The organism is Kribbella sp. NPDC051587 (assembly GCF_044453945.1).
GTDB lineage: Bacteria > Actinomycetota > Actinomycetes > Propionibacteriales > Kribbellaceae > Kribbella.
In genome coordinates, this window is record NZ_JBITDE010000014.1 from 211,842 (window position 1) to 236,542 (window position 24,701).

Annotated in this window: 16 protein-coding genes; 5 read left to right on the forward strand and 11 right to left on the reverse strand. The window is 67.3% G+C overall.

Annotated features, from left to right (window positions below; all coding sequences use genetic code 11):
- Positions 1–99: 99 nt before the first annotated feature.
- From ACIA49_RS35715 to ACIA49_RS35750, 8 genes are all read right to left on the reverse strand, one after another.
- Positions 100–1,008 (reverse strand): alpha/beta fold hydrolase, encoded by a 909-nt coding sequence (locus tag ACIA49_RS35715; RefSeq protein WP_396382632.1) that lies wholly within the window; start codon positions 1,006–1,008, stop codon positions 100–102.
- A 63-nt stretch (positions 1,009–1,071) separates the two neighbouring features.
- Positions 1,072–1,845, reverse strand: coding sequence for an SDR family oxidoreductase (locus tag ACIA49_RS35720; protein WP_396382634.1), 774 nt, complete (start codon positions 1,843–1,845; stop codon positions 1,072–1,074).
- A 72-nt stretch (positions 1,846–1,917) separates the two neighbouring features.
- Complete coding sequence (locus tag ACIA49_RS35725) at positions 1,918–2,958, reverse strand: enolase C-terminal domain-like protein (RefSeq protein WP_396382636.1); 1,041 nt, start codon at positions 2,956–2,958, stop codon at positions 1,918–1,920.
- On the reverse strand, positions 2,955–3,677 hold the full coding sequence (locus ACIA49_RS35730; protein ID WP_396382638.1) for a FadR/GntR family transcriptional regulator: 723 nt from the start codon (positions 3,675–3,677) through the stop codon (positions 2,955–2,957). The genes ACIA49_RS35725 and ACIA49_RS35730 overlap by 4 nt, the downstream gene beginning before the upstream one ends.
- The gene (locus ACIA49_RS35735) at positions 3,674–6,904 is read right to left on the reverse strand and encodes a discoidin domain-containing protein (protein ID WP_396382640.1); all 3,231 of its coding nucleotides are present in this window, start codon (positions 6,902–6,904) and stop codon (positions 3,674–3,676) included. The genes ACIA49_RS35730 and ACIA49_RS35735 overlap by 4 nt, the downstream gene beginning before the upstream one ends.
- An 87-nt stretch (positions 6,905–6,991) precedes the next feature.
- Positions 6,992–8,467 carry a cytochrome bc complex cytochrome b subunit gene (locus ACIA49_RS35740; protein ID WP_396382642.1) on the reverse strand — a complete coding sequence of 492 codons (1,476 nt, stop codon included), beginning with the start codon at positions 8,465–8,467 and terminating at the stop codon, positions 6,992–6,994.
- Positions 8,468–8,592: 125 nt separating this feature from the next.
- The gene (locus tag ACIA49_RS35745; RefSeq protein WP_396382643.1) at positions 8,593–9,858 is read right to left on the reverse strand and encodes a serine/threonine-protein kinase; all 1,266 of its coding nucleotides are present in this window, start codon (positions 9,856–9,858) and stop codon (positions 8,593–8,595) included.
- Positions 9,859–9,948: 90 nt separating this feature from the next.
- Complete coding sequence (locus tag ACIA49_RS35750; protein WP_396382645.1) at positions 9,949–10,533, reverse strand: TetR/AcrR family transcriptional regulator; 585 nt, start codon at positions 10,531–10,533, stop codon at positions 9,949–9,951.
- A gap of 77 nt (positions 10,534–10,610) precedes the next feature.
- On the opposite strand from ACIA49_RS35750, the gene ACIA49_RS35755 reads away from it, so the two are divergent.
- From ACIA49_RS35755 to ACIA49_RS35765, 3 genes are all read left to right on the forward strand, one after another.
- Complete coding sequence (locus ACIA49_RS35755) at positions 10,611–11,561, forward strand: zinc-binding dehydrogenase (RefSeq protein ID WP_396382647.1); 951 nt, start codon at positions 10,611–10,613, stop codon at positions 11,559–11,561.
- A 115-nt stretch (positions 11,562–11,676) separates the two neighbouring features.
- Positions 11,677–13,062 (forward strand): hypothetical protein, encoded by a 1,386-nt coding sequence (locus tag ACIA49_RS35760; protein WP_396382649.1) that lies wholly within the window; start codon positions 11,677–11,679, stop codon positions 13,060–13,062.
- 10 nt (positions 13,063–13,072) lie between these two features.
- Positions 13,073–13,894 carry a hypothetical protein gene (locus ACIA49_RS35765; RefSeq protein ID WP_396382650.1) on the forward strand — a complete coding sequence of 274 codons (822 nt, stop codon included), beginning with the start codon at positions 13,073–13,075 and terminating at the stop codon, positions 13,892–13,894.
- On the opposite strand, the gene ACIA49_RS35770 is transcribed toward ACIA49_RS35765, so the two are convergent.
- Entirely contained in the window at positions 13,891–16,026 is a 2,136-nt protein-coding gene (locus ACIA49_RS35770; RefSeq protein WP_396382651.1) for an RICIN domain-containing protein, read from the reverse strand. The genes ACIA49_RS35765 and ACIA49_RS35770 overlap by 4 nt on opposite strands.
- A 149-nt stretch (positions 16,027–16,175) precedes the next feature.
- Between ACIA49_RS35770 and ACIA49_RS35775 the strand changes: the two genes are divergently transcribed.
- Positions 16,176–17,171: a LacI family DNA-binding transcriptional regulator gene (locus ACIA49_RS35775; protein WP_396382665.1), complete on the forward strand. Its 996-nt coding sequence runs from the start codon at positions 16,176–16,178 to the stop codon at positions 17,169–17,171.
- Here ACIA49_RS35775 and ACIA49_RS35780 read toward each other — a convergent pair.
- Complete coding sequence (locus ACIA49_RS35780; RefSeq protein WP_396382653.1) at positions 17,168–20,644, reverse strand: indolepyruvate ferredoxin oxidoreductase family protein; 3,477 nt, start codon at positions 20,642–20,644, stop codon at positions 17,168–17,170. The two genes, ACIA49_RS35775 and ACIA49_RS35780, sit on opposite strands and share 4 nt — an antisense overlap.
- A 157-nt stretch (positions 20,645–20,801) precedes the next feature.
- Here ACIA49_RS35780 and ACIA49_RS35785 point away from each other — a divergent pair, with 157 nt between their 5' ends.
- Positions 20,802–21,251, forward strand: coding sequence for an Lrp/AsnC family transcriptional regulator (locus ACIA49_RS35785; protein WP_391544794.1), 450 nt, complete (start codon positions 20,802–20,804; stop codon positions 21,249–21,251).
- Positions 21,252–22,211: 960 nt separating this feature from the next.
- Here ACIA49_RS35785 and ACIA49_RS35790 read toward each other — a convergent pair.
- Positions 22,212–24,173 carry a DUF222 domain-containing protein gene (locus tag ACIA49_RS35790; RefSeq protein ID WP_396382655.1) on the reverse strand — a complete coding sequence of 654 codons (1,962 nt, stop codon included), beginning with the start codon at positions 24,171–24,173 and terminating at the stop codon, positions 22,212–22,214.
- Positions 24,174–24,701: the final 528 nt, after the last annotated feature.

The following is a 24,701-nucleotide window of genomic DNA, read 5'->3' on the forward strand; positions in this document are numbered from 1 at the left end:
GGGGGCTGGGAACTTTGTGGCGGGCTACGGAACAACGTTGTCACCATTTGCCCGACCCGTCACTACCCCGGAAGGTGAACAGTTGTTGACCCGCTCCCGTCAGGTACCGCCGGCAGCGACCGAAGAGCTGAAGAAGTCGGTGAGTTCCCGGGCCACGGCCTCCGGCTGCTCGATGGGCAGGAAGTGGCCGCAGGCTTCGATCATCGCTACGCGTACGTCGTCACCCTGCTGGGTCCAGACTCCTTGCATGGCGGCGAAGTTGTTCGGTGAGGCAAGGCCCAGCATCGGCGCGGAGACCTTGCCGTAGGTCTTGAAGTCGGCAACGTCCTGGTCGAAAGTCTGGAACCAGCCATCGCCGGCCCGGATCGCATCGGCTGTGTCGTACGCCTGCGCGTAGGCCTGTCGATCAGCCTCGCCGACCTTGGTGCGGTCGACCAAGTGGGCCTCGAAGATGTAGTCCACGACGTACCGCATCCGGCCGGCGAGCAGCTGCTCGGGGAGGCCGTTCAGCTGGTTGAGCGCGAACCACCACAGGTTCGGTGCACCGTCCGACGGGAGCAGCTTGAGCCCGTACAGGCTGGCATCCGGGTGGCCGACCTCCATCATCGCCACCTTCGCGATGGCCTCCGGGTGGTTGACCGCGTAGCTGAACGCCACCATCGACCCGATGTCATGGCCGGCGATGCTGATCTTCGAGTAGCCGAGGTGGCGTGCCAACTGGTAGATGTCCTCGGCCATCGTCTTCTTGTCGTAGCCCGACTCCGGCTTCGCCGAGAGCCCCATCCCGCGCAGGTCGACCGCGATCACCCGAAACCGCTGTGCCAGCAGCGGCATCAGGTGGCGAAACTCCCGCCACGTGACCGGCCACCCAGGCAATAACACCAACGGCTCCCCCACGCCTCCAGCCACGTAATGCAGCGTCGTCCCGTTCACCTCGGCAAACGCGCTCCGGAAGTCCCCCGGCAGCTCCGCAGCCAGTACGGCGTCGTCTGCTTCTCCCACTGACACAGCTCACTCCCTGTCCATCGACGACTGTGTCAGCTAAGACAGGGCTGACCGCGACCTTGTGACTCAGAGACTGTGGACCAGACCGCCGTCGCACCGGACCGCTGTTCCCGTCACATAGGAAGCCAGGTCGCTGCAGAGGAACGCCCCGACGGCAGCGAACTCGTGGACAGCGCCGAACCGACCGATCGGGACCTGAGCCGCCTCCTCGGCCTGGATCTCCCCCGTGGGCCGACCCGTCCGTTCGGCCTTGGCAGCTTCGACGGCATCACGGCGCGCGGTCCGGAAACCCCCGGCCAGGAGCAGGTTGACGGTCACCCCGTCGGCCGCGACCTGCGTCGCGAGGGTCTTGAGGTAGCCCGCCAGCGCGGGCCGGCCGATGTTCGACAACGCCAAGGCCGGCAACGGCTCCTCGACGTTCGTGGCCGACACCGCCAGGATCCGCCCCCAACCACGCTCGCGCATCCCGTCCAGCACCAACGACACCAGCCGCTGCTGTGGCCCGACCAGCGAGGCGATCGCCGTACCGATGTCTTCGGTGGTGACGTCCAGCGCGGTCGCCGGCTTCGGTCCCGGGCCGTTCAGGACCAGGATGTCCACCGAGCCGAAGGCCGCCGTGGCGGCTTCGACGATGCGCTCCGGGCCCCCTTCGCTCATCAGGTCCGCGGCAACACCGATTGCCGACGGCAACTGCGCCGCGATCAGCTTGGCCAGCTCCTCCCGCCGCCCGGTCACCACGACGTTCGCCCCTTCCGCGGCGAGCGCCCGGGCGATGCCCTCGCCCAACCCCGAGGTGGACGCGCACACCACCGCCGTACGTCCTGCAATCTTCAAGTCCACGAACCTGCTCCTCTGTGGTCGACGCTCAATGCATTGACCAGATTCACCAGGGAGTTGTGACAGGTGGATTCCCTACTGAGGGGCGGCGGACAGGCCGGGGGCTTCGGCGGCGTGGAGGAGGCCGTTCTTGTCGACGGCGTCGTCGGTGATGATCGGATTGCCCCAGACGAGGGCTTCGTAGGCGGTGGTGTTGGGGATCGCCATGCAGAGGTGCTGGTTCGGGATGCCCATACCGTGCACCTCGGCGCGGAGACCGAAGCTCTCGGCGAGGTGGGCGATCCGGAGGGCGCCGGTGACGCCGCCCTTCAGGCCGGACGACGTGCGCACGTAGGTCGCCGTACCGGCGTGGATGAAGTCGGCGGTGTTGAAGTGGGCGCCGTCGCTGGTCTCGCCGACCAGGAGCGGTACGCCGACGCGCTCGGCGAGCCAGCGGTGGCTGGTGATGTTGAACTCACGCATCGGCTCCTCGTACCAGCGGAAGTCGAGGTCGGTCAGCACCTTGCCGAGCTGGATCGCGTCCGGGAGGTCGAAGCCGGCCGAGCCGTCGTACATCAGGTCGATGTCGTCACCGACGTGCTCGCGCAATCGCTTGCAGAGCAGGGCGTCCCGCCGTACGTCGCCCCACGCGTGCAGCTTGATCGACCGGAAGCCACGTTCGAGACACTGGTCGGCGATGTCGAGGTACTCCTCGATCGAGCCGTAGGTGACGGTCGAGGCGTAGGCCGGAATCTCGGTGCGGTAGGTCCCGAGCAGCGCATGCACGGGCAGGCCGGCGAGCTGACCGGCGATGTCCCACAACGCGATGTCGACCAGGCCGAGGAAGTACAGCGGGAACTCCTCGATCCGGTCGAGCTCCCACATCCGGTGCCACAGCCACTCGCGGTGCAGCGCGTTCTGGCCGATCAGGTCGTCGCGCACCCGCCGTTCGACCAGGTCTTTCGCGATCACCCCGCGCGGGGTGGACGCCTGGCCGACGACGCCGTCGCGGGTGGTGATCTTCAGTATGCCGCCCTGCAGCGCGGGCTCGGATCCGGGTAACCCGTCCCGCCAGCGGAACGGATCCATGGCCGGTACGTCAACCAGTTCCACCTCGACGCGGTCGATCAGACTCACTGCGGTGCCGCCTTCAGCCGGTCCCGAATCCGCTGCTCGAACTGGGACTGGGTGGTGTCGATGTGCTGGATCATCGCCGTACCGGCCTTGTCCGCGTCGCCGGTCGCGATCGCCTCGGCGATGTGCACGTGCTGCTGCGCGGCGACCTCGAGCGAGCCGGGCAGACCGCCCGCGAACAGCAAACGGTCGGACTGTTCCTTGAAGTCGCGCAACGACGTGACCGCCGCCTGCAGGAAGACGTTGGCCGAGGCCTCAGCTACCGCGTCATGGAACAACCTGTCCTGTTCCCGGAACGCAGCATGATCCCGGAGCGCCTCGACGGACGCCTCGGCCGCAGCTCGGATCGTCCGGACCTGAGCCGGCCGGGCGAGCGTCGCTGCGAGCCGGGCAGCCTCGGCCTCGATCAGTCGCCGGTGATCGAACAGCATCGCGACGTGGGCCAGGTCGGTCGGCTGGAAGTAGCCGACCTGGCTGTCCGCCTGCGCGTTGGAGGGCACGGACACATAGATGCCAGCACCCTTCCGTACGGCGACGCGCCCGACCGCCGCGAGGACCTTGATCGCCTCGCGGGTGACCGACCGGCCGGTCCCAAGGATCTCGGCCAGTCCCTTCTCGGTCGGTAGCCGATCCCCCGGCCGGAGGTCCTGCTCGGCGATGTACGCGAGCAGTTGCTCGGCCACCACCTCGTAGCCCGGCCGATAGCTGGGTGTCTCGTTCATCCATACACCTGGAGTTCGTAGATGCTTCCACCGTTGAAGTTGGATCCGGTAATTGTCAGGCGAACATATCTCGCCTGGACGGGTGCCGTGCGGATCGACGGGTTGCGGCGGACGCTCGTGGCGACGGCGGTGTGGTCGTCGAACATCGACCACGCGGTGCCGTCGAGCGAGTACTCCAGTTTGTACGTGTAGCCACTCGGCAGCTCGAAGTTCGTCACGATGCTCTTCACCGCGGTCGGTGCGCCGAGGTCGACCTGGAACCACGACGGGTCCGGCAGCCCGAGCCCCTGCGCCCAGCGCGTGGTCAGATCGCCGTCAACGCCGAGCGCCGGGACGTTCGGTTCCGAGTACGACGAGACCGTGACCGGCTTGCCGACCGCGAGCCCGGCCTCGGCCGGCATGGTGACCGTCGCCGGAGGGCTGGCCGCGGACGCGTTCAGGTTGGCGTCGCGTGCCACCACCGTGAAACTGTGCTGCGAACCGGCCGTCAAGCCATCCACCCGCAACTGGTTCAGCGGGGTCGACGCGATCTTCTGACCGTCCTGGTAGACGACGTAGCTGGTCACGCCGACGTTGTCGGTGCCGGTCGGCCAGCTGAGGTCGAGCATGGTCGGCAACAGCACGTTCACGGTCGGCTTCGGCAGGGCGGCCGGAGGCTCTTGATCAGGCGTGGTGGGAGCAGGCTTCCCGTACGCCTCGATCTCGTAGATGCTGCCGCCGTTGAAGTTCGATCCGACGACAGTCAGCCGGAGATAGCGGCCGCGAACCGACGTCGGCACCGAGGCGTAGTTGTCCGACTGGGTCGTCGCCGCGGCCGTGTGGTCCTCGAAGGTGATCCAGTCGCTCCCGTCGGCGGAGACCTCGAGCTTGTAGCGATACCCGTTGCTCAGCTCGAACGTGGTGATGACCCCACTGACGTCGTACTGGGCGCCGAGGTCGACCTGCAGCCAGGACGGATCGGGGAGACCGAGGCCCTGGGCCCATCGGGTGGAGAGCTTGCCGTCGACCGCCAGCGCCGGGACGTTCGGTTCGGAGAACGAGGAGACGGTGACGTTCTTGCCCAGGGCAATGTCCTCGCTGGCCGGCATGGTGACGCTGACCGCTGAGCTGACACACGATTCGTTGCCCGCGGCATCGCGAGCGGTGACGGTGAAGGTGTAGCGCTGTCCGGAGATGAGGCCGGTGACCCTTGCACTTGGGTCTTTGGACGCGCTGACCAGTTTGCCGTTCGCGTAGACGGAGTAGCCGGTGACGCCGGTCTGGTCGGTCGACGCGGGCCAGCTCAGGTCGGCGATCGCCGGGAAGCTCGTCCGTACGACGGGCCTGCCGGGGGCGGTCGGCGCGATCCGGTCGGTCGGCGCGGGCTGCGGGTCGAGATACCGGTACGCCGGTTCGAGGCCGGCGTTGGTGACGATCGATGCCGGCAGTTGGTCGCAGCCCGGAACCACGGGGTTGTTCGCGATCGTCGAGTCCAGGCTGTTGGCCTGGGTCGCCGAGCGCGGCTGGGTGCTGAAGTTGCGCTGGGCATCGATGTTCAGGCCGTGGTTCAGGAACAGCCACAGGCCCTCCACGTTGCACAACGCGTTCCCGGTGGTGGTGAAGTCGCGACTGCCTTCGTCGTGGTAGATCGCGCCGTACGCCGGACTCGGGGTGTCCTTGATGTAGTTGCCGGTGACAACGCTGTCGGGCTGCATGCTCAACGTGTAGATCGCGCCACCGTCGGCCTGGCGCTTCATGATGTCGCTGATCGCGTTGTCCCGGATCACGTTGTTCTTGGCCGTGGTCGGGGTGTCGTAGATCGGGATCCCGAAGTTACCCGGGTAGTTCGTGTCACCACCGACATCGGTGTTGCCCCAGCCCCAGCCCACCGAGATCCCGCTGTACGGCAGGTCGCGGATCGTGTTGTGCTCGATCACCGTGTGCTCGGTGTAGCCGGCCATGATCGCCAACGAACCCGAGTAGTCGGCCGCAGCCTTGGTGATGAGGTTGTTGCTGACCAAGTTGTCCTTGGTGATCGCCCGTGCGTCGTCCGGGTGGTGGTCGATGATGTCGGTGCCGCCGACCTGGATGCCGGTCGCCGCGATGTCGCGGAACACGTTGCCGCGGATCGTGCTGCCCTGCGAGCCGGTGTTCAGATTCAGGCCGACCGCCCCGAGATGGGTGAACGTGCTGCCGGTGAACGAGATGTTCCGGCTGTAGCCCACGTTCACCGCGCCGGGCGTCTTCTCCCAGTACAACCGCGAGTGGTCGAAGTCGGGCCAGTTCGGGCCGTTGATCCGGAAGCCCGCCTGACCTTCGACCATCCCGTCGTCGCTGCTCGGGTCGAGCCAGTTCGAGTAGGCGAACGTGATGCCGTCGAACCTGATGTTCTGCACCGGGTCCGTCAGGGTCCCGGTGACGTTCACCAGATCCTGCACCTGCGGAACCACCACGGTCGCGTTGGCAGGGTTCTGCCCGAGGCAGTAGACGTCGCCCGAGCTCTTGTCGAGATACCACTCGCCGGGCGTGTCCAGCAGCTCGTACGCGTTCTCGATCCAGCTCGGGTTCTGAATCTCTTCACCCTTGTGCAGGTTCGCGTTCCAGTAGCACGGCTGCTGCATCGTGACCGTCGTCCCTTCGACGGACTGCACCGGGCACCGGTAGTGCATCCAGCCCCACCGGCTGTCGACCTCGATGTCGCCCTGGTTCTTCCAGCCGACCATGCTCCGCGTGCTGTCGGTGTAACCGGTCGCGGTCTTCGACCAACCGGGCGGATTCTCGGGACCGCGAGCCCGCTGCTGACGTTCCCCGTTCACATAAAGCTGACGGAAGTCGATCGCGCCGACATGCGCCTTGTAGATGCCCTTGGCCGGATCGGAGAGCGTCCAGCCGGTCACCAGCCGGCCGCCGTCCACCGTCACCTTGGCCCCAGGCTGCGCCTGGTAAATCACCTGATGCCCGTTCCGCCCAGAGTCTGCACTCGTCAACTGAAACGTGCTGGTTCGCCGGTAGTCCCCACCCAGCAGTACGACGCGAATGTCCGCGCGCTGGTTCTTCGTGAGCTTGCGAACCCGGTCACGCGCCTGCTCCAGCGACCCGAACGGCCGGGCCAGCGTCCCGGAACCCGAGCCACCGGACGGAGCGACGTACAAGGTGGTCACGCTGGCGGCTGAAGCGACGGGAACGACGGTTGCGGGCAGCGCAAGGCTGGCCAGGACGGCAAGAAGCCGGCGGGTGGAACGCGGCATGGCGGCACCTGTCTGGACGGATAGATCAGATCAATCGGTGCGCATACTGTGCCATCTCTACTCAGCTTTGGGAATAGATCTGATCCTTCAGCTGATCTCCCGGTGTTTGGGGTCCGTGGCGGGCGGGGTGAGGTGGTCCTGGTTCAGGAGGTTGGCGAGTCGGGTTTGTAGGCGGTGCGCATGAGAAGTAGCGGGGGCTTGGGTGTAGCCGGCGAGATTCCAGCGTTTGTAGGGGTCTAGTGAACGGTGATCCTCGAGGTAGCCGCCGTCGGGGAGGCGGACGATCCGGCCGGTTTCGACGCCGTGGACTGCCTCGTCCAGGGCGCGGGTCTGCAGGCTGATGCAGATGCGGCGGGTCAGCAGCAGTGCGGCCGGCGGGCCGGCGATCAGGAGGAGCTGGAAGGCGTGGATCAGCGCGTTGAAGGACAGGTTGAACTTGAGGGCGATGGTGTCGGCGCCGGCCGCGGCCCACAGGACGCCGTAGAAGGTGATGCCGGCGACGCCGAGACCGGTTCGGGTCGGATTGTTGCGCGGGTGTTCGAGGAGGTTCTGGTCGCTCCGGTCGCCCAGCACCCAGTCCTCGATGAAGGGGTAGAGCGCGAACAGGACCAGGAACAGCGTGCACAGCGTGACCGGCAGCAGGACGGCGAGTGTGAGGGTCCTCCCCCACACGTCGACCTCCCAACCGGGTGTCAGGCGGAGACCGCCGTCCAGGAACGCCAGGTACCACGCCGGGCCGATGCCGGCCGAGGCGTCTGCGGGGTCGGCCGGGCCGTACAGCCAGATCGGGTTGATGGTGGCCGTTGCGCCGAGCAACAAAGAGACGCCGATCACGAAGCAGAACAGGCCTGCACCCTTCACAACGGCAACGGCCGCAGGCTGGCCCACGATGTTGCCGTTCGTCCGACCGGGTCCCGGGTACTGCGCGGGTCCGCGCTTGACGGCCAGTACGCCGGCAACGACGAAGAGCCCGATGATCACCGCAGGCAGAACGTAGACGTGCAACGGATAGAACAGCTTGATCACGTCACCCGGGAAGTCCCCACCGAACGCGAACATCGAGAGGTAGGTCCCGACGAACGGGATCGACTTCAGTACGCCGTCGATGACCGCCAGGCTGGATCCCGACAGCATGTCGTCCGGGAGCGACGTACCGGTCTGGGCTGCGCCCAGCGTGGCAAGGAACAATCCGAACCCGACCAGCCAGCTGAGCCGCCGGGGCCGACGGAATCCGCCGGTGAAGAACAGCCGCAGCAGATGCAGCATGATCATTGCCACCATCAACAATGAGGCCCAGTGATGGATCTGGCGCACCAGGAGGCCGGCCCGCATCTCGAAGCTGATCGCCAACGTCGAGTCCAGCGCCTTGGACATCGTCACGCCATGCAGCGGCGTATACGGTCCGTCGTACACGACCGGATCCAGCGACGCGTCGTACGGGACCATCAGGATCAGGCCGGTGACCAGCACCACGACGAAGCTGTAGAAGGCGATCTGGCCGAACATGAGCGACCACTGGTCGGGGAACGCCCTCCCCCGCAGGTCTTTCCACGAGCGCTGCATCGACTCGCTCCTCTCGGGCCCCGCAGAATGCGGACACCCTCAAGACAACGCAGCACGCCGTTTCGTGACAGTTCACAGGCCGGATGTGACCTGTCAGACAGAGCGGATGCCTTCGGTACGACGTTCTACGGCGTCGGGGTGTCCGAGGGCGTAGGCGTGTCCGACGGCGTCGGGGTCGGGGTGGGAGTCGGCGTGGGGGTCGGCGTCGGCGTGGGAGTCGGCGTCGGGGTGCGAGACGGCGTCGGCGTTGGGGTGGGGGTGGGTGTCGGCGTCGGCGTGGGGGTCGGCGTCGGAGTCGGCGTCGACGACGGCTTGGTGGTGGGAGCCGTGGTGGGTTGAGTAGGCGCGGTGTTGCTGGGAGTGTTCGACGTACTGATGCTCGACGACGGCTGGGGGCCCACGTCGGTCGTCGGCGGCTGGTCGGTCCCGCGGTTCTGCAGCAGGATGGCTGCGGTGATGGCGCCGGCGATGACGAGGGCGCTGCCAGCGGCGATCAGCCAGGTCGTCATCGGGCGCGGCGCCGGCTTGCTGGCAGCGACCACCGCAGCGGGCACGAGCGGCTCGGTCGGACGTTCGATGATCAGCGGCGTGGGCGGCGCCCAGTTACCGGAGACGAGCTCGGCGGCGGTCGGTCGCTGCGCCGGGTCCTTGGCGAGCATCTGGAGCAGCAGGGCCTCGGACGGGCCGGCCAGCTCCGGCCGCGCCTCGCTCGGCGGGACCGGCTCGGCGTCCACGTGCTGGTAGAGCACTGCCGTCGGGTGGTCGCCCGTGAACGGTGGCCGTCCACTGACCAGCTCGTAGAGGACGCAGCCCAGCGCGTAGATGTCAGCCTCGGGACCGGCCGGCAGACCCTGCGCGCGCTCCGGCGACAGGTAGTAAGGGCTTCCCAGGATCTGACCGGTAACCGTGAGTTCGCTGGCCTCTGCTCCAGGTAACTGCGCGATACCGAAGTCGGCGACCTTGACGGTGCCACCCGCTGTGACCAGCAGGTTGCTGGGCTTGATGTCGCGATGGACGACGTCCACGGCGTGTGCCGCCATCAGACCGGTCGCGGCCTGCTTGATGATGTCGATCGCCCGCTCCCACGGCAGTGGGCCTTCGGCGGCCAGCTCACCGGCGACCGATCGACCCTCGACCAGCTCCATCACCAGGTAGAACGAGTCCTCGTACTGACCGAAGTCGTAGACCGCCACGATGTGCGGATCGCTCAGCCGCGCCGCCGCCATCGCCTCGCGGCGGAAGCGCTCGGTGTCGGCCGCGTCGGTCCGGGAGCGCAGCATCGTCTTCACCGCCACCACCCGGCCCAAGGCCTCGTCGGTGGCGCTGTGCACCTCTCCCATCCCGCCACGCCCCAGTGACGCGCCCAGCCGGTACCGCCCTGCGATCAGCATCCGTTCCTCGTACCCACCCCGTCGACACGGCAACCCGCTCGTCCGGGCACCAAACCTCGAGGTTACTCGGAGCGATCAACGCACGGCGAATCAAGCGCGGAACGCGTCGATGACCAGCTCCGCGAACCGACGGGACGCCGTACGGCGAACTTGTGGTGACCGGCCGGGGACGCCGCGGTGCGCCGAGAGCATGAGCAGCAGGTCGTCGACCGCGAAGTCCGCGCGCAGCCGACCGCTCTGCTTCGCCCGCTGCGCAAGTTTGGCGACGACGCCGAGCGTGTATTCGCGGTGTGTCCGCAGGTCGGCCAGCTCCGGATAGGTCGCCAGGAACGCCTCGGTGAAGCCGCGGCTTTGCGCGTTCAGCTCGCAGATCCGCTCGATCACCTGACAGAACCCGAGCCACGGATCGGACTCGGCCTGTCCCTCCTCGACGACCGTATGACAGAGCCGCACCTGCTCGGCGAAGGCCTCGACGGCGAGATCCTGCTTGGTCGGGAAGTGCCGGTAGAGCGTGGCCGGACCGACACCGGCGTGCCGGGCGATCTCCCGCATCGTCACTGTCATCCCCTCGGCCGCGAACAGCCGGTACGCCGCCTCGACGATCCGCTCGCGGTTGTCAGCGGCATCCGCACGCAAAGGCTGAGTAGCTCGGGACTGGGAGACTTCGACGCTCATATCTCTCACTCTACCTAACCGGACGCGGGCGTCCGTTAACGTCCGAAGTACCGGTCCAGACATGAAGGAGAGCAGCGGTGAAGGCAGTAGCGGTACAGACATTCGGAGCCCCGGAGGGCATGGCGGTCATCGACATCCCGGAGCCCACCCCCGGCCCGGGACAGGTGGCCATCGCGATCGAGGCGATCGGGGTCGGCGGCGTCGACGCCGTGATCCGCCGCGGGACGATCGGTGGCTACGGCTTCACCACCGGCCACATCCTCGGCTCGGAGGTCGCCGGCACCGTGACCGCCGTCGGTCCCGAGGTCGACGCGTCCTGGATCGGGGAGCGGGTCTGGGCCTTCACCGGCCAAGGCGGCGGGTACGCCGAACAGGCCGTGGCCGCGGTCGAACACCTCGAACGAATCCCGTCCGGCCTCGCCCTGGAGACTGCAGTCGCCCTAGGCAACTCCGGACCAGTCGCTCATTTCGCCTTGCAGCATGTGCACTTCTCCCCCGGTGAGTCAGTCCTGATCCGCGGAGCTGCTGGCAGCATCGGCCTACTCGCCGTGCAGCTCGCGACAGACGCCTCGGCGATCGCCGTGACCACCTCGTCCCCCGAGCGCGGCCGCCGGCTCCAGGAGCTGGGCGCGACCCACATCCTCGATCGATCCGGTGCCGGCGACGGACCATCGACGTACGACGTCATCTTCGACGTGATCGCCGGACCCGAGCTCCCCGCGTTCATCCCGAGGCTCTCCCCCAACGGCCGGCTGGTCCTGCTGGGCGTGGTCGCCGGGATGCCGCCCGCCGATCTGACCAGCCGGCTCATGCAGGACTTCCGGAAGTCGTTGACCCTGGCAACCTTCAGCCTGGACACCGTTCCGCAGGCGGCCATCCAGCCGGTACGGCGTGAGCAGTTCGCGGCGGCCGCCCGTGGCGAGCTGAACGCCGTCGTCCATGACGTCCTCACCCTGGATCACGCCGCCAAGGCACACGAACAGATGGACGCCGGTCAGGTCTTCGGACGGATCGTCCTCAAGCCCTGATGTGCATTGGCTGTCCGGTATTGGACGGCCGACTCACTACGTTCTGCGCTGAAAGGATTGCACTGCGCCACTGCTTCGGCTGTTCTGGTCTGCGTCGCGACCAGAGAGAAGGAGCATGATGATTCCTGAACACAAGGTGGCCACTGGGGTCGGCCGGCGGGCGGTACTTCGTGGCGCCGTTCTCGGGGCGCTGGCCGCCGCACCCGTCGTACCGTTCGCACAGCGGCTGACCGGCTCCGCCGCCGTCCCGGCCCAGGCGATGGCGCCGGCGGCCGCGTGTGTGGACCTGCCGCTGGTCGGCGGGACCGAGTTCCCGATCGGCGTGTTCTGGCCACCGCCGCCGTACCAGACGACGGTCGAGCGGTACGGCGAGATCCGCGAGGCGGGCTTCACCTTCCTGATCACCGGCAACTACCTGGACGACCAGGCGATCATCAAGCACACGCTGGCGATCGCCGAGCAGGTCGGTCTGAAGGTGCTGGTCTCCAGCGATCCCGACGTGCAGAACCTGGCCCGCCGGTTCACGATCAGCGACGACCGGTCGGTCCCGATGTCGATCACCACCGCGGACGCCCGAACTCTGTTCATCAACGCGATGAACAGCTACCGGGGCTTCGATTCGTTCGCCGGATTCAGCCTCGGCGACGAACCGCGGGACGATCAGATTCCCTCGCTGGGCAAGGCGTTCGCGATCGCCCGCGAGAAGGGGCCCACCTATACGCCGTACTCGAATCTCGTCCCGGGCAGCGGCAGCGGCTACCAGGCGGCGGTCCGCAAGTACGTCGACACCTGTCACCCGCCGATGCTGTCGTTCGACCGGTACCCGATCCTCAGCTCCGGCCAGGACCTGCAGTACTTCGAGAACTGGGCCATCATCCGCTCCGAGGCGCTGCGCGCGAACATCCCGTCCTGGGTGTTCGTGCAGAGCGTCGAGTACAACGGTCACCGGTTCCCGACGCAGGCCGACCTGCTGTGGAACATCAACACCAGCCTCGCCTACGGCTGCAAGGGCATCCAGTACTTCACTTACTGGCAGCCCGACATAGCCCGTGGCGAGGGCTTCGGCCGGGCGATCACCACTCTCGACGGCACGCACACTCCCCTGTACGACGCCGCCAAGTCCATCAACACGGGTTGGCTCCGCCCGGTCGGTGCCGAGCTCAAACCACTGATCTCCGAGATCGCCGTCCATGCCAACGAAACCCCACCATCCGGCACGGTCGGCTTCACCCCGGACAGCTACCTCAGCAGTACGGCGGGCAGTCCCGCGGTGCTAGGGCGGTTCCGGCCAACGGATGCGGCCAAGACCCGCTGGCTGCTGGTCGTCAACCGGCAGGCTGGTGCAAGCGCGACCACGACGGTGTCGATGAACCAGGCAACGGTCACGAAGGTCTCGGTCTTCGACCCGGCGACCCGCACCTACACGGCCCAGGCCGACAAGACCAAGATCGTCGCCACCCTGGCACCCGGGGCCGCGGCCCTGTACCGGCTCGACGCGTAAGGGGGACGAGATGCGCACCCAGCTCCTCAGCCAACTGATCACCGGTGGCGTCGCGGCCGCCGTCGCAGCGACTGTCATCGCGGTTCCGCGGATCTTCTCCGCAGAAGCCGCTCAGACCGCGGCGCCCGCCGCCATCTGCACCTACAACTGGTACCTGTCGAACAGCAGAACGTCGGGCACGGCAACCATCCCGGCGTTTGCCTACGGCAACACTCCGATGACGCCCCTGGCCGGCAACTGGGACGGTGCCGGCGGCGACACGCCAGGCGCCTACAGCCCGGACGACCACAAGTTCTTCCTCAGCAACAACTTCAACGGCGGCGTCGGCCAGATCACCATCACCCTCGGAACCACCGGCGACCGCCCGATCGTCGGCGACTGGAACGGCGACGGCACCGACGAGGTCGGCACCTACACCCCGTCCACCGGTACCTTCACCAAACGCGCGGCCGACGGTACGACGACCGCCCTCGCCTTCGGCGGTCCGTACCGGACGCCCGTGGTCGGCGACTGGAACGGCGACGGGATCGACGACGTCGGCGTCTACCGAGCCGCCGACGCCGCCTTCGACCTCCGTTTCGCCGACGGCACCACCCGCTCCTTCGTCTACGGCGACCCCTACTGGAAGCCGCTGATCGGCGACTGGAATGGTGACGGCCGCGACGAGCCAGGTCTCTACAACCCCGCCGACACCTACTTCTACTTCCGCGTGAGCGGCATCGACCCGACCGAGACCACCGAGAAGATCCGGTACGGCGACCCCGGCGACCGCCCTCTGGTCGGCGACTGGGACGGTAACCGCACCAGCACCCAAGGCGTCATCAAGACCTAGCTGATGGTCCACTGCTGCAGAGCGGAGTTCGTGTTGGGTTGCTGAGTGACCTTGGCGCCGTCGGTACCGGATGCGGTGGTGAGCAGCAGACCGCTGCCGACGGAGGTCAAGGTGTAGTTGCCATTGGCAAGTTTGGTCGCGTTCCAGCGCTGGTTGGCGCCGTTGGTACAGGTCCATTGGATGATGGCCGTGCCGGCGCTGGTCGCACCTCCGTTGACATCGGCGCACAGACCGGAGGAGACGTTCTTCAGGGTGTAGGAACCGTCGGCCTGCTGAGCGAAGGTCCATTGCTGGTTGGTGTAGCCGTTGGTCGTCCAGGTGATCAGCTGGGTTCCGTTCGCCGTGCTGCGATCGGGATCGTCGAGGGCCTTCCCGCCGGTCGCGACGGTGTGCACGCCGTTGAGATTCTGCGGTGCGGTTCCGACCGCGGTGAGCGTGAGGGTCTGCTCCGCTCCGGTGCGAGTGCCGCCGACAGCGTTGCCGGTTGTGTTGGTCCAGTCGCGGGTCGGCGTGGTCTCGGCTCCGGAGCTCGCTGTTAGACCGAGGGCGAGACCGCTGTACCGGTTGACGAAGCGGAAGGTACCGCCGGTGTTCTTGATCAGCCACCACTGCTGACCCACGCTCGCACCGGACGCCGTGGCCGTCGGCTTGGTACCCCAGGCACGGCCGGCCGTCGTACCGGCGTCGACGCCCAGGGCGTTGCCTGTCGACGCGTCGCGGATCTGGTACGAACCGTCGCCGGAGGCAACGAAGTACCAGCCGCTGGCGGCCGGGAGGACGCGGCCGTCACCGTTGGCGATGCGGTAGGTCTTGGTCAGGTCGACCGGTACGGCGGCGGGGGCTGTCGAGGTGATCGACAGATTGACGTACTCGCCGGACGCACCACCGGAACAGCCGAAGGAGCAGTATGAGCGGAAGTTCTTGCCGATGATGGTGGAGTTGGTCTTGTTCGCGGAGTCGACGAACCAGCGGTACCAGGAGGCCGTGCCGTAGCTGCCGGTGTTGCCGATCGGGTACCACTTCTGGCTGGTCAGATCTTCGGTGGCGTAGAACTGCTGCGACGCGTTGCCGCTCTGGTCCACGACCTGCGGCTCGCCGATGTACAGGCCGAGGTAGGCGTTGTAGGCGATGTCCATCACGAACAGCGGCGAGGTCGGCGACAAGGTGCCTGCGGCAACCTGTTGGTCGGCGGTACCGGTGTTCGTGGGCTTGTAGTCCTTCGCCAGCGGCGTGTACCCGTTCGGGTTGGCGGCGTCCACCGGTACGAGGTTGCTCTCGCGGCCGCCGACACCCGGTTCCGACCAGGCGCCGTCGTACCACTTCTGCCAGGAGGACGGAGCCATCTTCGAGGACATCTTGGCCCGGGCGACATGCTCCCGGAAGTTCTTCCAGCCGCCCGCCTTGTCGACGATTCGCGAGCCGTAGTACACGTAGAAATAGCCTGACGCGGTGTCGACGAACAGCCGCTGGTCACCGTCGCCGTACGAATAGGTCTGGTTCGGGAACGCCGTGCTGTCGTTGCGCTTCGTGCTGTACGGCGAGGTGATGACGTGGCTCTTGATGGTCCACGTCTTGCCCTGGTTCGTGGAGACGGCGTAGTCGATGGCGTCGTAGTGCAGACCGTCGCCGAAGGGCTGCGGTGTGAACTCGTTGTGCACCAGGCCGTACCAGTCGCCCGTGTCCGGGTCGACCCACACGCCGGCCAGATCGCAGTAGTTCTTCTGCGCATACCCCGAGCCGCTCGGGGCGAACGTCGACTCCAGCCCGGTGGGGCTGTTGTTGCAGCGCCACGTGGTGTCGTTGTTCTTGTCGTTCGCGTTGGCCGGGTTCACCGCGTTGCTGATGGCTGACGACTTGGTCGCGGTGTCGAAGTTCGTGCCGGTGTAGAAATCCCACTTCCGCGGGTCCGAGGCGCCGTACAGAGCGGCGGACTGCTGGAAGTAGAACGTCCCGTCCTTGTCGATGTACGGCGCGGCCGGGGTGTCGGTCGGCGTCGACCACGTGCCCTTCGCCCCGACCGTGATCGTGTACGACGCGTCCGGCGGCGCGGCCGAGGCAGCAGGGGCCAGAGCACCGGCAGCGAGCCCGAGGGCCAGCAACGCGACGACGGCCGGCTGACGAGAACGTGACATCGGAACTCCTCACATCGGGGGTTGCCGGAACAGTAGAGTCCATTTGACCGGTAAACAAGACTTTGTCGCCATTGACGTTGGCGTGAGGGCGGCCGATACTCGGAGATTCAGTTGACCGGTCCAAAGGATGAGGTACGCCTGTGGTGACGATGCAGGACGTGGCCGAGCGCGCGGGCGTCACCAAGCAGACGGTCTCGAACGTGGTGACCGGCCGCGCCGCGGTCCGCCCCGACACGGCCGCCCGGGTCCGGGCCGCGATCGCTGATCTGGGCTACAAACCGAACCTGGTCGCACGCTCGTTGGCGACCGGTACGACGATGACGGTCGGACTGATCGTGCCGACCGTGGCCAGCCCGTTCTACTCCGAGATCGTCGAAGAGGTCGAGAACGTCCTGGAACAGCACGGCTACCACCTCGTGCTGGCGACCACGCGAGCCGACGGCGACCGGGCCAAGCGGCAACTGGCCGGGCTGTCGAGCCGGCTGATCGACGCCCTGCTGATCGCGGGCGACCGGGATCTGACCGATCCGCTCGCGCTGCTTCCGGATCCGCGGTTCCCGATCGCCTTGTGTGCTTGGGAGACCGAGATCCCCGACTCGCTGCCGGTCGTCACCATCGACTACGAGCACGCAGGTTTCCTGGCCGGCAAGCACCTGCGCAGCCTGGGCCACCGGCGAGTCTCCGCAGTGGTCGAGCTGCCGACGCACCAGCGGCGGCTGGACGGTCTGCGGTCCGCGTTCGCTCGACACCGGCTCCGGATCGGCGATGACAGGGTGTTCGCGCCCACCGAGGCCACACCGGCCGGAGGGTTCGCCGCGGCCCAGGCGGCGCTGGCCGCAGATCCGTCACTGACGGCCATCTTCGCTTCGCATGACCTCCTGGCGCTGGGCGTACTCGAGGCGGTGAAGGAGTCCGGTCGCTCGGTCCCCGGTGACGTCTCGGTGATCGGCTTCGACGACACCGCTCCCGTTGCCCTCACCCACCCAGCGTTGACCGCGATCGCGATCCCCGCCCGGCAGATGGCCCAGCAGGCGACCTCTCTCCTGCTGCGGGCCATCACCGAAGGTGCGCCCCCGGTCAACTCGGCTCAGCTGCTGCGCACCTCGCTCGTGATCCGCGACAGCACCGGGCCTGTACGCCGCTAGAGCCGGGGGCCTTCGACACCCAGTTGGGCGAGAGCCTCGACGTACCGGTCGACGTTGCGCAGCTTGATCGACTCATAGCCGCGGACGAGGTCAGGCAGCTCCGCGACCTGCACAGCACGGTCGTATGACGCCTTGTCGAGCTCGCCCGCCAGGGTGGTGACGAGGGCGCGGTAGTGGTCGCGCAAGGTGCGCTCGACCTTGCGGAGATGGGCGTAGCCGAAGAGGTCGAGTCGCGTGCCGCGGAGCGGCTTCAGTCGGGCCAGGGCGCGCAGTGTGCCGTGCGACTTCGGTCCGAAGCTCAGCTTCTTCTTGCGGCCCATTGCCCGCAGTACCGGCGGGTGCAGCTTGAAGGAGACGGTGCCGCCGGGGAAGGACTCGCCGGTGGCGTCGAGGAACTCCGGGTCGGTGAGGAGGCGGGCTACCTCGTACTCGTCCTTGTAGGCCGTCAGCTTGAACAGGTTGCGGGCGACGGCCTCGCTGAACCGGGTCTCGGTGGTGACTGCACGTTCAGCAGCTGCGACCTGAGCGACGAGGTTGACGTACTGGTTGGCCAGCTTGACGTTCTGGTAGCCGACCAGGTCAGTCGCGCGCTGGCTGACGAGACGCAGCAGCTCGCCTTGCAGGCCAGCGGCCGTCACGGAGTACGGTACGTCGCGAACGGTGGCCCGGGCGGCCGTCGTACCGGCAGCGCGGAAGGCGGCCGGATCGGTGACCGCTGCGCGGCCCCAGCGGAAGGCTGCGATGTTGGCAGCGACCGCCGTGCCGTTGATCTCGATGGCTTCCTCGATGGCCGCGGCGGGGAGTCGCAGGGCGCCGGTCTGGTAGGCGGCGCCGACGAGCAGGAAGTTGGCGGCGATCGTGTTGCCGAAGATTCGCTCTGCCGCTTCGAGCGCGTCGAAGTCGAACAGCTCCTCGCCGGCCGAGCGGACTCGCTCCAGCAGTCCGGCTTCCGACGGGTGCTGGACTGCGGGGTCGTAGACCATGGCGCCGGTTGCGGTACGGCTGGTCGAGACGACGATCCGGGTCTTCTCGGCGCTGCCGTAGGCGAGGTTCCGGTCCTCGGCGAGCGTGAGCAGGTCGAAGCCGAGGAAGCAGTCCGCTGATCCAGGGGTGAGCCGGTTGGCCGGCTCGAGGTCGCCGGCGGCGAACCGCAGGTGCCCGGTGACCGGCCCCGCCTTCTGGCTCAATCCGGTCTGATCGAGCGACTCAGCGGCGTACCCGGCCCGTAGCGCTGCCGTAGCGAGCACCTGGTTGACCGTGACGATGCCGGTGCCACCGATGCCGGCCATGAAGACGTTCTGGGTGCTGGTCACCCGGTCCTCGGCGCTGCTGGCTGGGACCGACGGCGGCTTCGGGAAGGTCTTGCGAGCCGCGGTGCGCTTTCGGCTGGGCGCCGTCTCGACTGTCACGAACGATGGGCAGTCGCCGTCGAGGCAGCTGTAGTCGGTGTTGCAGGAGGTCTGCTCGATCCGCGTCTTGCGGCCGTACTCGGTCTCGACCGGCTGCACCGACAGGCAGTTGCTCTTCACACCACAGTCGCCGCAGCCCTCACAGACCGCCTCGTTGATGACGACGCGCTGGGTGCGACTCGGCAGAGTGCCGCGCTTGCGCTGGCGGCGCGCATCGGCGGCGCAGTGCTGGTCGTAGATGAGTACCGTGACGCCCGGGACCTCCCGCAGCATCCGCTGTGCCTCGTCGAGGCGGTCGCGGTTCCACAGCAGGGTGCCGGGTGCAAGGTCGCGACGGCGGTGACGCTCCGGCTCGTCGGCGCAGACGACGATCTTCTGCACACCCTCGGTGCGTAGCTTGTGCGTCAACTGCGGCACGGTGAGCGCGCCCTCGGCGTCCTGTGCACCGGTCATGGCGACGACGTCGTTGTAGAGCACCTTGTAGGTGATGTTCACCCCGGCGGCAATACAAGCCTGTACGGCGAGCTGTCCGGAGTGGAAGAAGGTGCCGTCGCCAACGTTCTGGAAGATGTGACCGGCATCGGTGAACCAGGCCTGGCCGATCCACTGCGCACCCTCGCCACCCATCTGGGTGACGCCGGTGACGGCGCTGTCGTCACGGTCGGAGATGGTGACCATCGCGTGGCAGCCGATGCCGCCGCCGCCCATCGAGCCCTCAGGCAGCGCCGTCGAGCGGTTGTGCGGGCAACCACTGCAGAAGTACGCCGACCGGCTGGTCGACAGCATCGGCAGCGGGGTCCGCTTCGGGGTGGGCGGGGTGATCGTGACCAGGTCTTTGAGCACGTGCCGCAGCGGGGACAGCAGGCGGCCTGAGGTGAGTTCGCCGTCCGCGGGGATCAGCGGCCGGCCGTTGTTGTCGCGCTTGCCGAGGATCTGCGGGGCGTTCGGCGCACCGTAGAGGATCTCGCGGAACTGCGTCTCGACGAACGCCGTCTTGTCCTCGATCACCACGATCCGGTCGAGACCCTCGGCGAACGAGTGAACGGTGCCGTGGGCAACTGGGCTCATCAGACCGAGCCGCAGTACCCGGATGCCGGCCTGGGCCAGCGCCGCGTCGGTGACTCCGAGGTCGGTCATCGCTTGGCGCATCGAGTCGTAACAGCTGCCCGAGGCAACGAAACCGACGGTGGCGTGGGCCGGGTCGACGTCGACCACGTCGAGCCGGTTGGCAACGGCGTACTGGCGAACGAGCTCGGTCCGCGGGCCGACCATGTCCGCTTCCGCGGCGACGATCGCGTCCGGGCGGAGGACCATCGGGCGCTGCGCGTAGGCGTACGGCTTCCCGTTCCATTCGATCTCGGGCACCACGGGAAGCACCTCGCTCGGGCCGACCGCCCAGGCGCCGTCGGCGACATCCGCGACGATCTTGAGCGCGACCACGCAACCCGTCGTCCGCGACAGCTCGATCGCGTGCAGGCCGAGCGTCACGATCTCAGCCGCATTGCGCGGGAAGAGGACCGGAATGCCCAGCGCGGCAAGGGACCGCTCGCTCACGGCCGGCACGGTCGACGACTTCGACGCCGGGTCGTCACCAACGAGCAGTACAGCGCCACCGCGCGGGTTGACGCCGTACATGTTGGCGTGCCGCAGCGCGTCCGTGGCGCGGTCCACGCCGGGGCCCTTGCCGTACCAGAAACCAGTGACACCGTCGTGAGTGCCGGCACCGAGCGGCAGCTCGATCTGACTCCCCCACACCGACGTCGCGGCCAGCTCTTCGTTGAGCCCCGGCACGAAGCGGACGTCGTTCTCCTTCATGACGTCCTGCAGATCGGCCAGCAGCTTGTCGAGCCCACCGAGCGGACTGCCCTGGTACCCCGAGACGAACGACGCGGTCCGCAATCCCCGGCGCCGATCGAGCGCACGATGCTCAACCAGCAGCCGCGCGATCGCCTGGACGCCGGTCAGCAGCGTCGGCGGACCGGACGGCCGGAAACGATCGTCGAGGTCGTACGGCGGCGCGGCGAGCCGCTCCACTGTGATCTCGGCGGGGGCGATGGCAGTCATCGGCTCTCCAGGGGTCCGCGGCGGTTCCCCCGAGCCTGAGGTCTGGGTGCGCCGGGTCACAAGTGACGTCGTCGAGTTTGGCGACGATCCGCAACCGGTACGACGCCCTGTGCCGCTCAGCCGCAACATATCCTTGGTACCAGGTACTGTTTGTTGCGTGCCCGATCAAGCCACACTGGACCAGACCGACCGCGCGATCCTCGATCTCCTCCAGGAGAACGCCCGCCGCCCCCTGCGCGACATCGCCACCGCCGTCGGCCTCACCGTCGCGCCCGTCCAACGCCGGATCGCCCGCCTCGAGAAGCTCGGCGTCATCGAGCGTTACACGGTCCAGATCAACCACGGCCGCATCGCCACCGGCATCGAAGCCATGACCGAACTCCACTTCGCCGACGACCTGGACCTCGCCCAGATCATGGAGTTCGTCGCCCAGATCCCCGAAGTCAAGGAAGTCCTCACCCTCGCCGGCGACCCCGACGCCCTGGTCCGCATCCAGGTCGAAGGCGTCGAAGACCTCCGCCGCGTAGTCAGCGCCCTCCGCTCCACCAAAGCCGTAGCCAGCACCAAAACCCTAGTAGTCCTAGAACGCTGGACCCGCCGCGGCTAACCCCACCCACCCGTCGGGTCCCTGAACAGCAAATCGGGCCCATCAACAACTCATAACCTGTCCCCCCACCACCCAGCCGATGAACCAACGCTCCTCAACCAAGCCCACCCCCACCACCTCAACACCGCACCACACTCGACCGGTCCCCAAAGCAACCCAGCCACCTGACCTCGAGCACGGCTCAACCACCTCACCACGCCCACACAATTGACCGGCGCCCAAAGCGCGATCGCAATCTGACCTTGAGCACGAACCAACCGTGTCGGCGGCTCCCGCGTGGTTGAGCGGCGCTCAAGGCGAACCGACGACCTGACCTTGAGCACGGCCCAACCACCCCACCACGCACCACCTGGTCGACCGGTGCCCAAAGTGAACCGACGACCCGACCTTGAGCACGGCCCAACCACCTCACCACACCCCACGCGGTTGACCGGTGCCCAAAGTGAACCGGCCGTCTGACCTTGAGCACGACTCAACCGCTTCGGCGGGGGTGCCTTGCGTGGTTGACCGGTGCTCAAAGTGGCTCGCGGGCTTCGGGGGCCGGGACTCGGCCGGCTACGTCTTGCTGCGGCTGATCGCCACTGCGGCCGATTAAAGACGGGGTGGCTGAGCGATGCGGTGGCTGAGGGGGATGGTGAGGCCGCGACCAGGCTTACCGTTGCTTGGGGTTGCCGGGCTGTGGTTGCGCCTCGGGCGGAGGTCGCCATACGGCTGAGCCCGCCTCCACCGAAGCCGATGCTGCCCAGTCACGGCCATCACCAAATTCGCAGCGTCACAGGCAGGACCTAGGCCGGGCGTAGAGCACGCTGCCTGCACCGGCTCCGTCACGGACGTCTCGATGGTGACCGGCGCAGGCTGACGAAATGCGCGCCTTACTACGAGACCATGAGACAGCGACCGCACTCCCGAAGGCGCGGCCGCTTCGCCGAACTCCACAACAGACGCTAGGACGTGCGGTGGTTACGGCCCGGCTCCTGGGGTGACCTCGGTCGCCCAGGGGTCGCGATAGTTCGGTACTAGCGAGCGCAGCCGAGTCCGGAAGGCTTCACGAGCCGCCTCCTTCTCCGGGTTGGCCAAGGTGCTGGTGGCGGGAAGCCTGCTCGGCGGCCAGTGCACTGGATCGCTGCTCACACTCGCCGTGCCCGCACCAGCAGTGCCATTGGCGCTCCCGCCACCTGCATCCGCACTGGCGCTGCTCGTAGGAGCATTGGCCGCGGTGTCGCAGTCAGTGTGGGCAGGGGTCACCCACGCAACGACCGCCGCCAAGTCGGCAGGATCGGTCGGTGGCGGATCGGCCCAGGCTGGGCGCTTCACCTCAACAACCCCATCGGTTACCGAGACTCTCCACTGCCCCGCATGAACCGCACGATGATGGACAGCACACAACAACGCCAGATTCTGCAGACTCGTCGGACCACCGTCAGCCCAGTGGATCAGGTGGTGGGCGTGACACATCCAAGGTGGCGCCTTGCACACCACACAACCCTTGTCGCGTTGGTTCAACGCCCGGCGAATGTACTTGTTCACGAACCGTTGCTCGGTCCCCACATCCAGCGGCTGCGAATCACCGCCCAACACGATCGGCAGGATCGCAGCATCACAAGCCAGCAACCGCACCGCCGAAGCCGACAGATTCCCCCCGAACACCAGCTCCCCCACCGCGCCCAACGACCCGATCGCATCCATCGAGCCCGCAGCAACGAGTGAACCGGGTGCACCGGTCGCGTCCGTCATCTCGACCGCGCCCACTTCAGTCGACATGCCTGCCCCACCAGTTGCGTCGGGCTCATCCGAGGTACCCACCGCACTCGCAGTGTGGGCTGCACTCGGCCTACCGGTCGAATTGGGTCTCGCAGTCGTACCAGGCCCGCCCCCATCCGCCGCACCGACCGTATCGGTGGCGCTCGCCGCACCCGTTGTGTCGGGCTGACTCGAGGGTCCCGCCGCACCCGCGCTGCCTGATGCGCTGCGCGCACCCGCCGTATGGGGTGTGCCTGTCGCGCCCGGCGCTCCTGCTCCGCCCGTCGTGCTGGGCCTGGCCGTCGTACCGGGTGTCGCGGTCGAGCCCGACGCATCCACTCCATCGTTCGTGGTGGTGGGTGTGGGGGTGTTGGCGGCGGCGGCCTCGGTGACAACGCCGAGGTCGGACTTGAGGTCGTTGAAGTCGATGGTGACGGTGATGTGCGGTACGCCCGGATGATCAGGGTTGCCCGCGGCGGCGTCCAAGACCCCTTTGAACGAGTCGACCTGGCGGACGTCGAGCGGCCGGGGGTCGCGTTCACCGTCGACCGTCTTGTGCGGCTTGGCTCCGGTGTGGATCTGGGTCAGCAACAATTCGCCGCTGGCACCGGCCACGAACCCCGAGAACCTGACCCCGCCGTCGACCTGCCGCAACCGGAATGTTTCTTTCGCCAGCGCCTCTTCCTCAGCCGGCTCGGCACCGTCGGTGTCCAACCGCGCCAGGACCTCTTGGCCGAACTTGGCCAGTTCGCGGGGGTTGGAGATCCGGGCCACGTCGACCATTTGTTCTTCGGCGACCTCTAGTACGTCGACCGGGACCGACGCGGGCGCTTTCTCCAGGGTGGTGACGATCACCTTGGCCAGCGCGGGATCCAGGACCGCGGGGTGTGCGGGGTCGGTGGGGTCGGGCAGCGCTTCGGTCACGGCCGGGTACTTGCCGAGGGCACCGGAAAACTTCAGGTCTTTACGGACGACGGCGGGGTCGAGCCGGTACCGCTGCGACACCAACTCAACGGTGTCGCGGGCGCCGAGTTCTTGGGCGGTGCCCATTTCGTCGAGTCGTGCGGTGGCTTGCAGGATGTAGGTCTCGATGAGGGACTTGGCGGCGTACAGGTTGTCGAGAGCGGTCAGCAGTTCGCTGCCACTCTGCGACCACACCGGCGCCATCGCCAAGTTCTCCATACCCAAAAGCATAGCCACGCCCACGGACAGTTTTCGAGCCGAGAACCCCTTATTTACAACGGATGTGTGGGCAATTCGTGTGGGCTGATTGCACACTCAACTTGCCCACACCTCCCAATGACGTTGCTCGGTACTTTTTCGTCGCCTGGACCCGAAAAGTTCACCCATAACGCAAGACCCCCCAAGCATCACGCACCCAAGCCACAGCCCGTCAGCCACAGGCAAGGATGCACCTCGGTCGCCGACCGCACCATCCCCTCAACCATCTACCCTGCCGCGCCCGAAGGCCTCAGGCGACCGCCGCAGGCGGCCGAGCCACGCCCACCACCGGGGGCTTCAACAAGACCTCGGGGATGTCAACACGTCATACCTTGTTCACCCCCACCGCAACAGGTGCACACCCCCAACACACGGTCGCCATCCACCGCACACCTGAACCACCCCGGGTTTGATGCGCACCTCTTTCGTTGGGAAGGTGGCATCTATGCCGAGTAAGTACGACGAGCAGACCCGGGCCAAGGCGGTTCG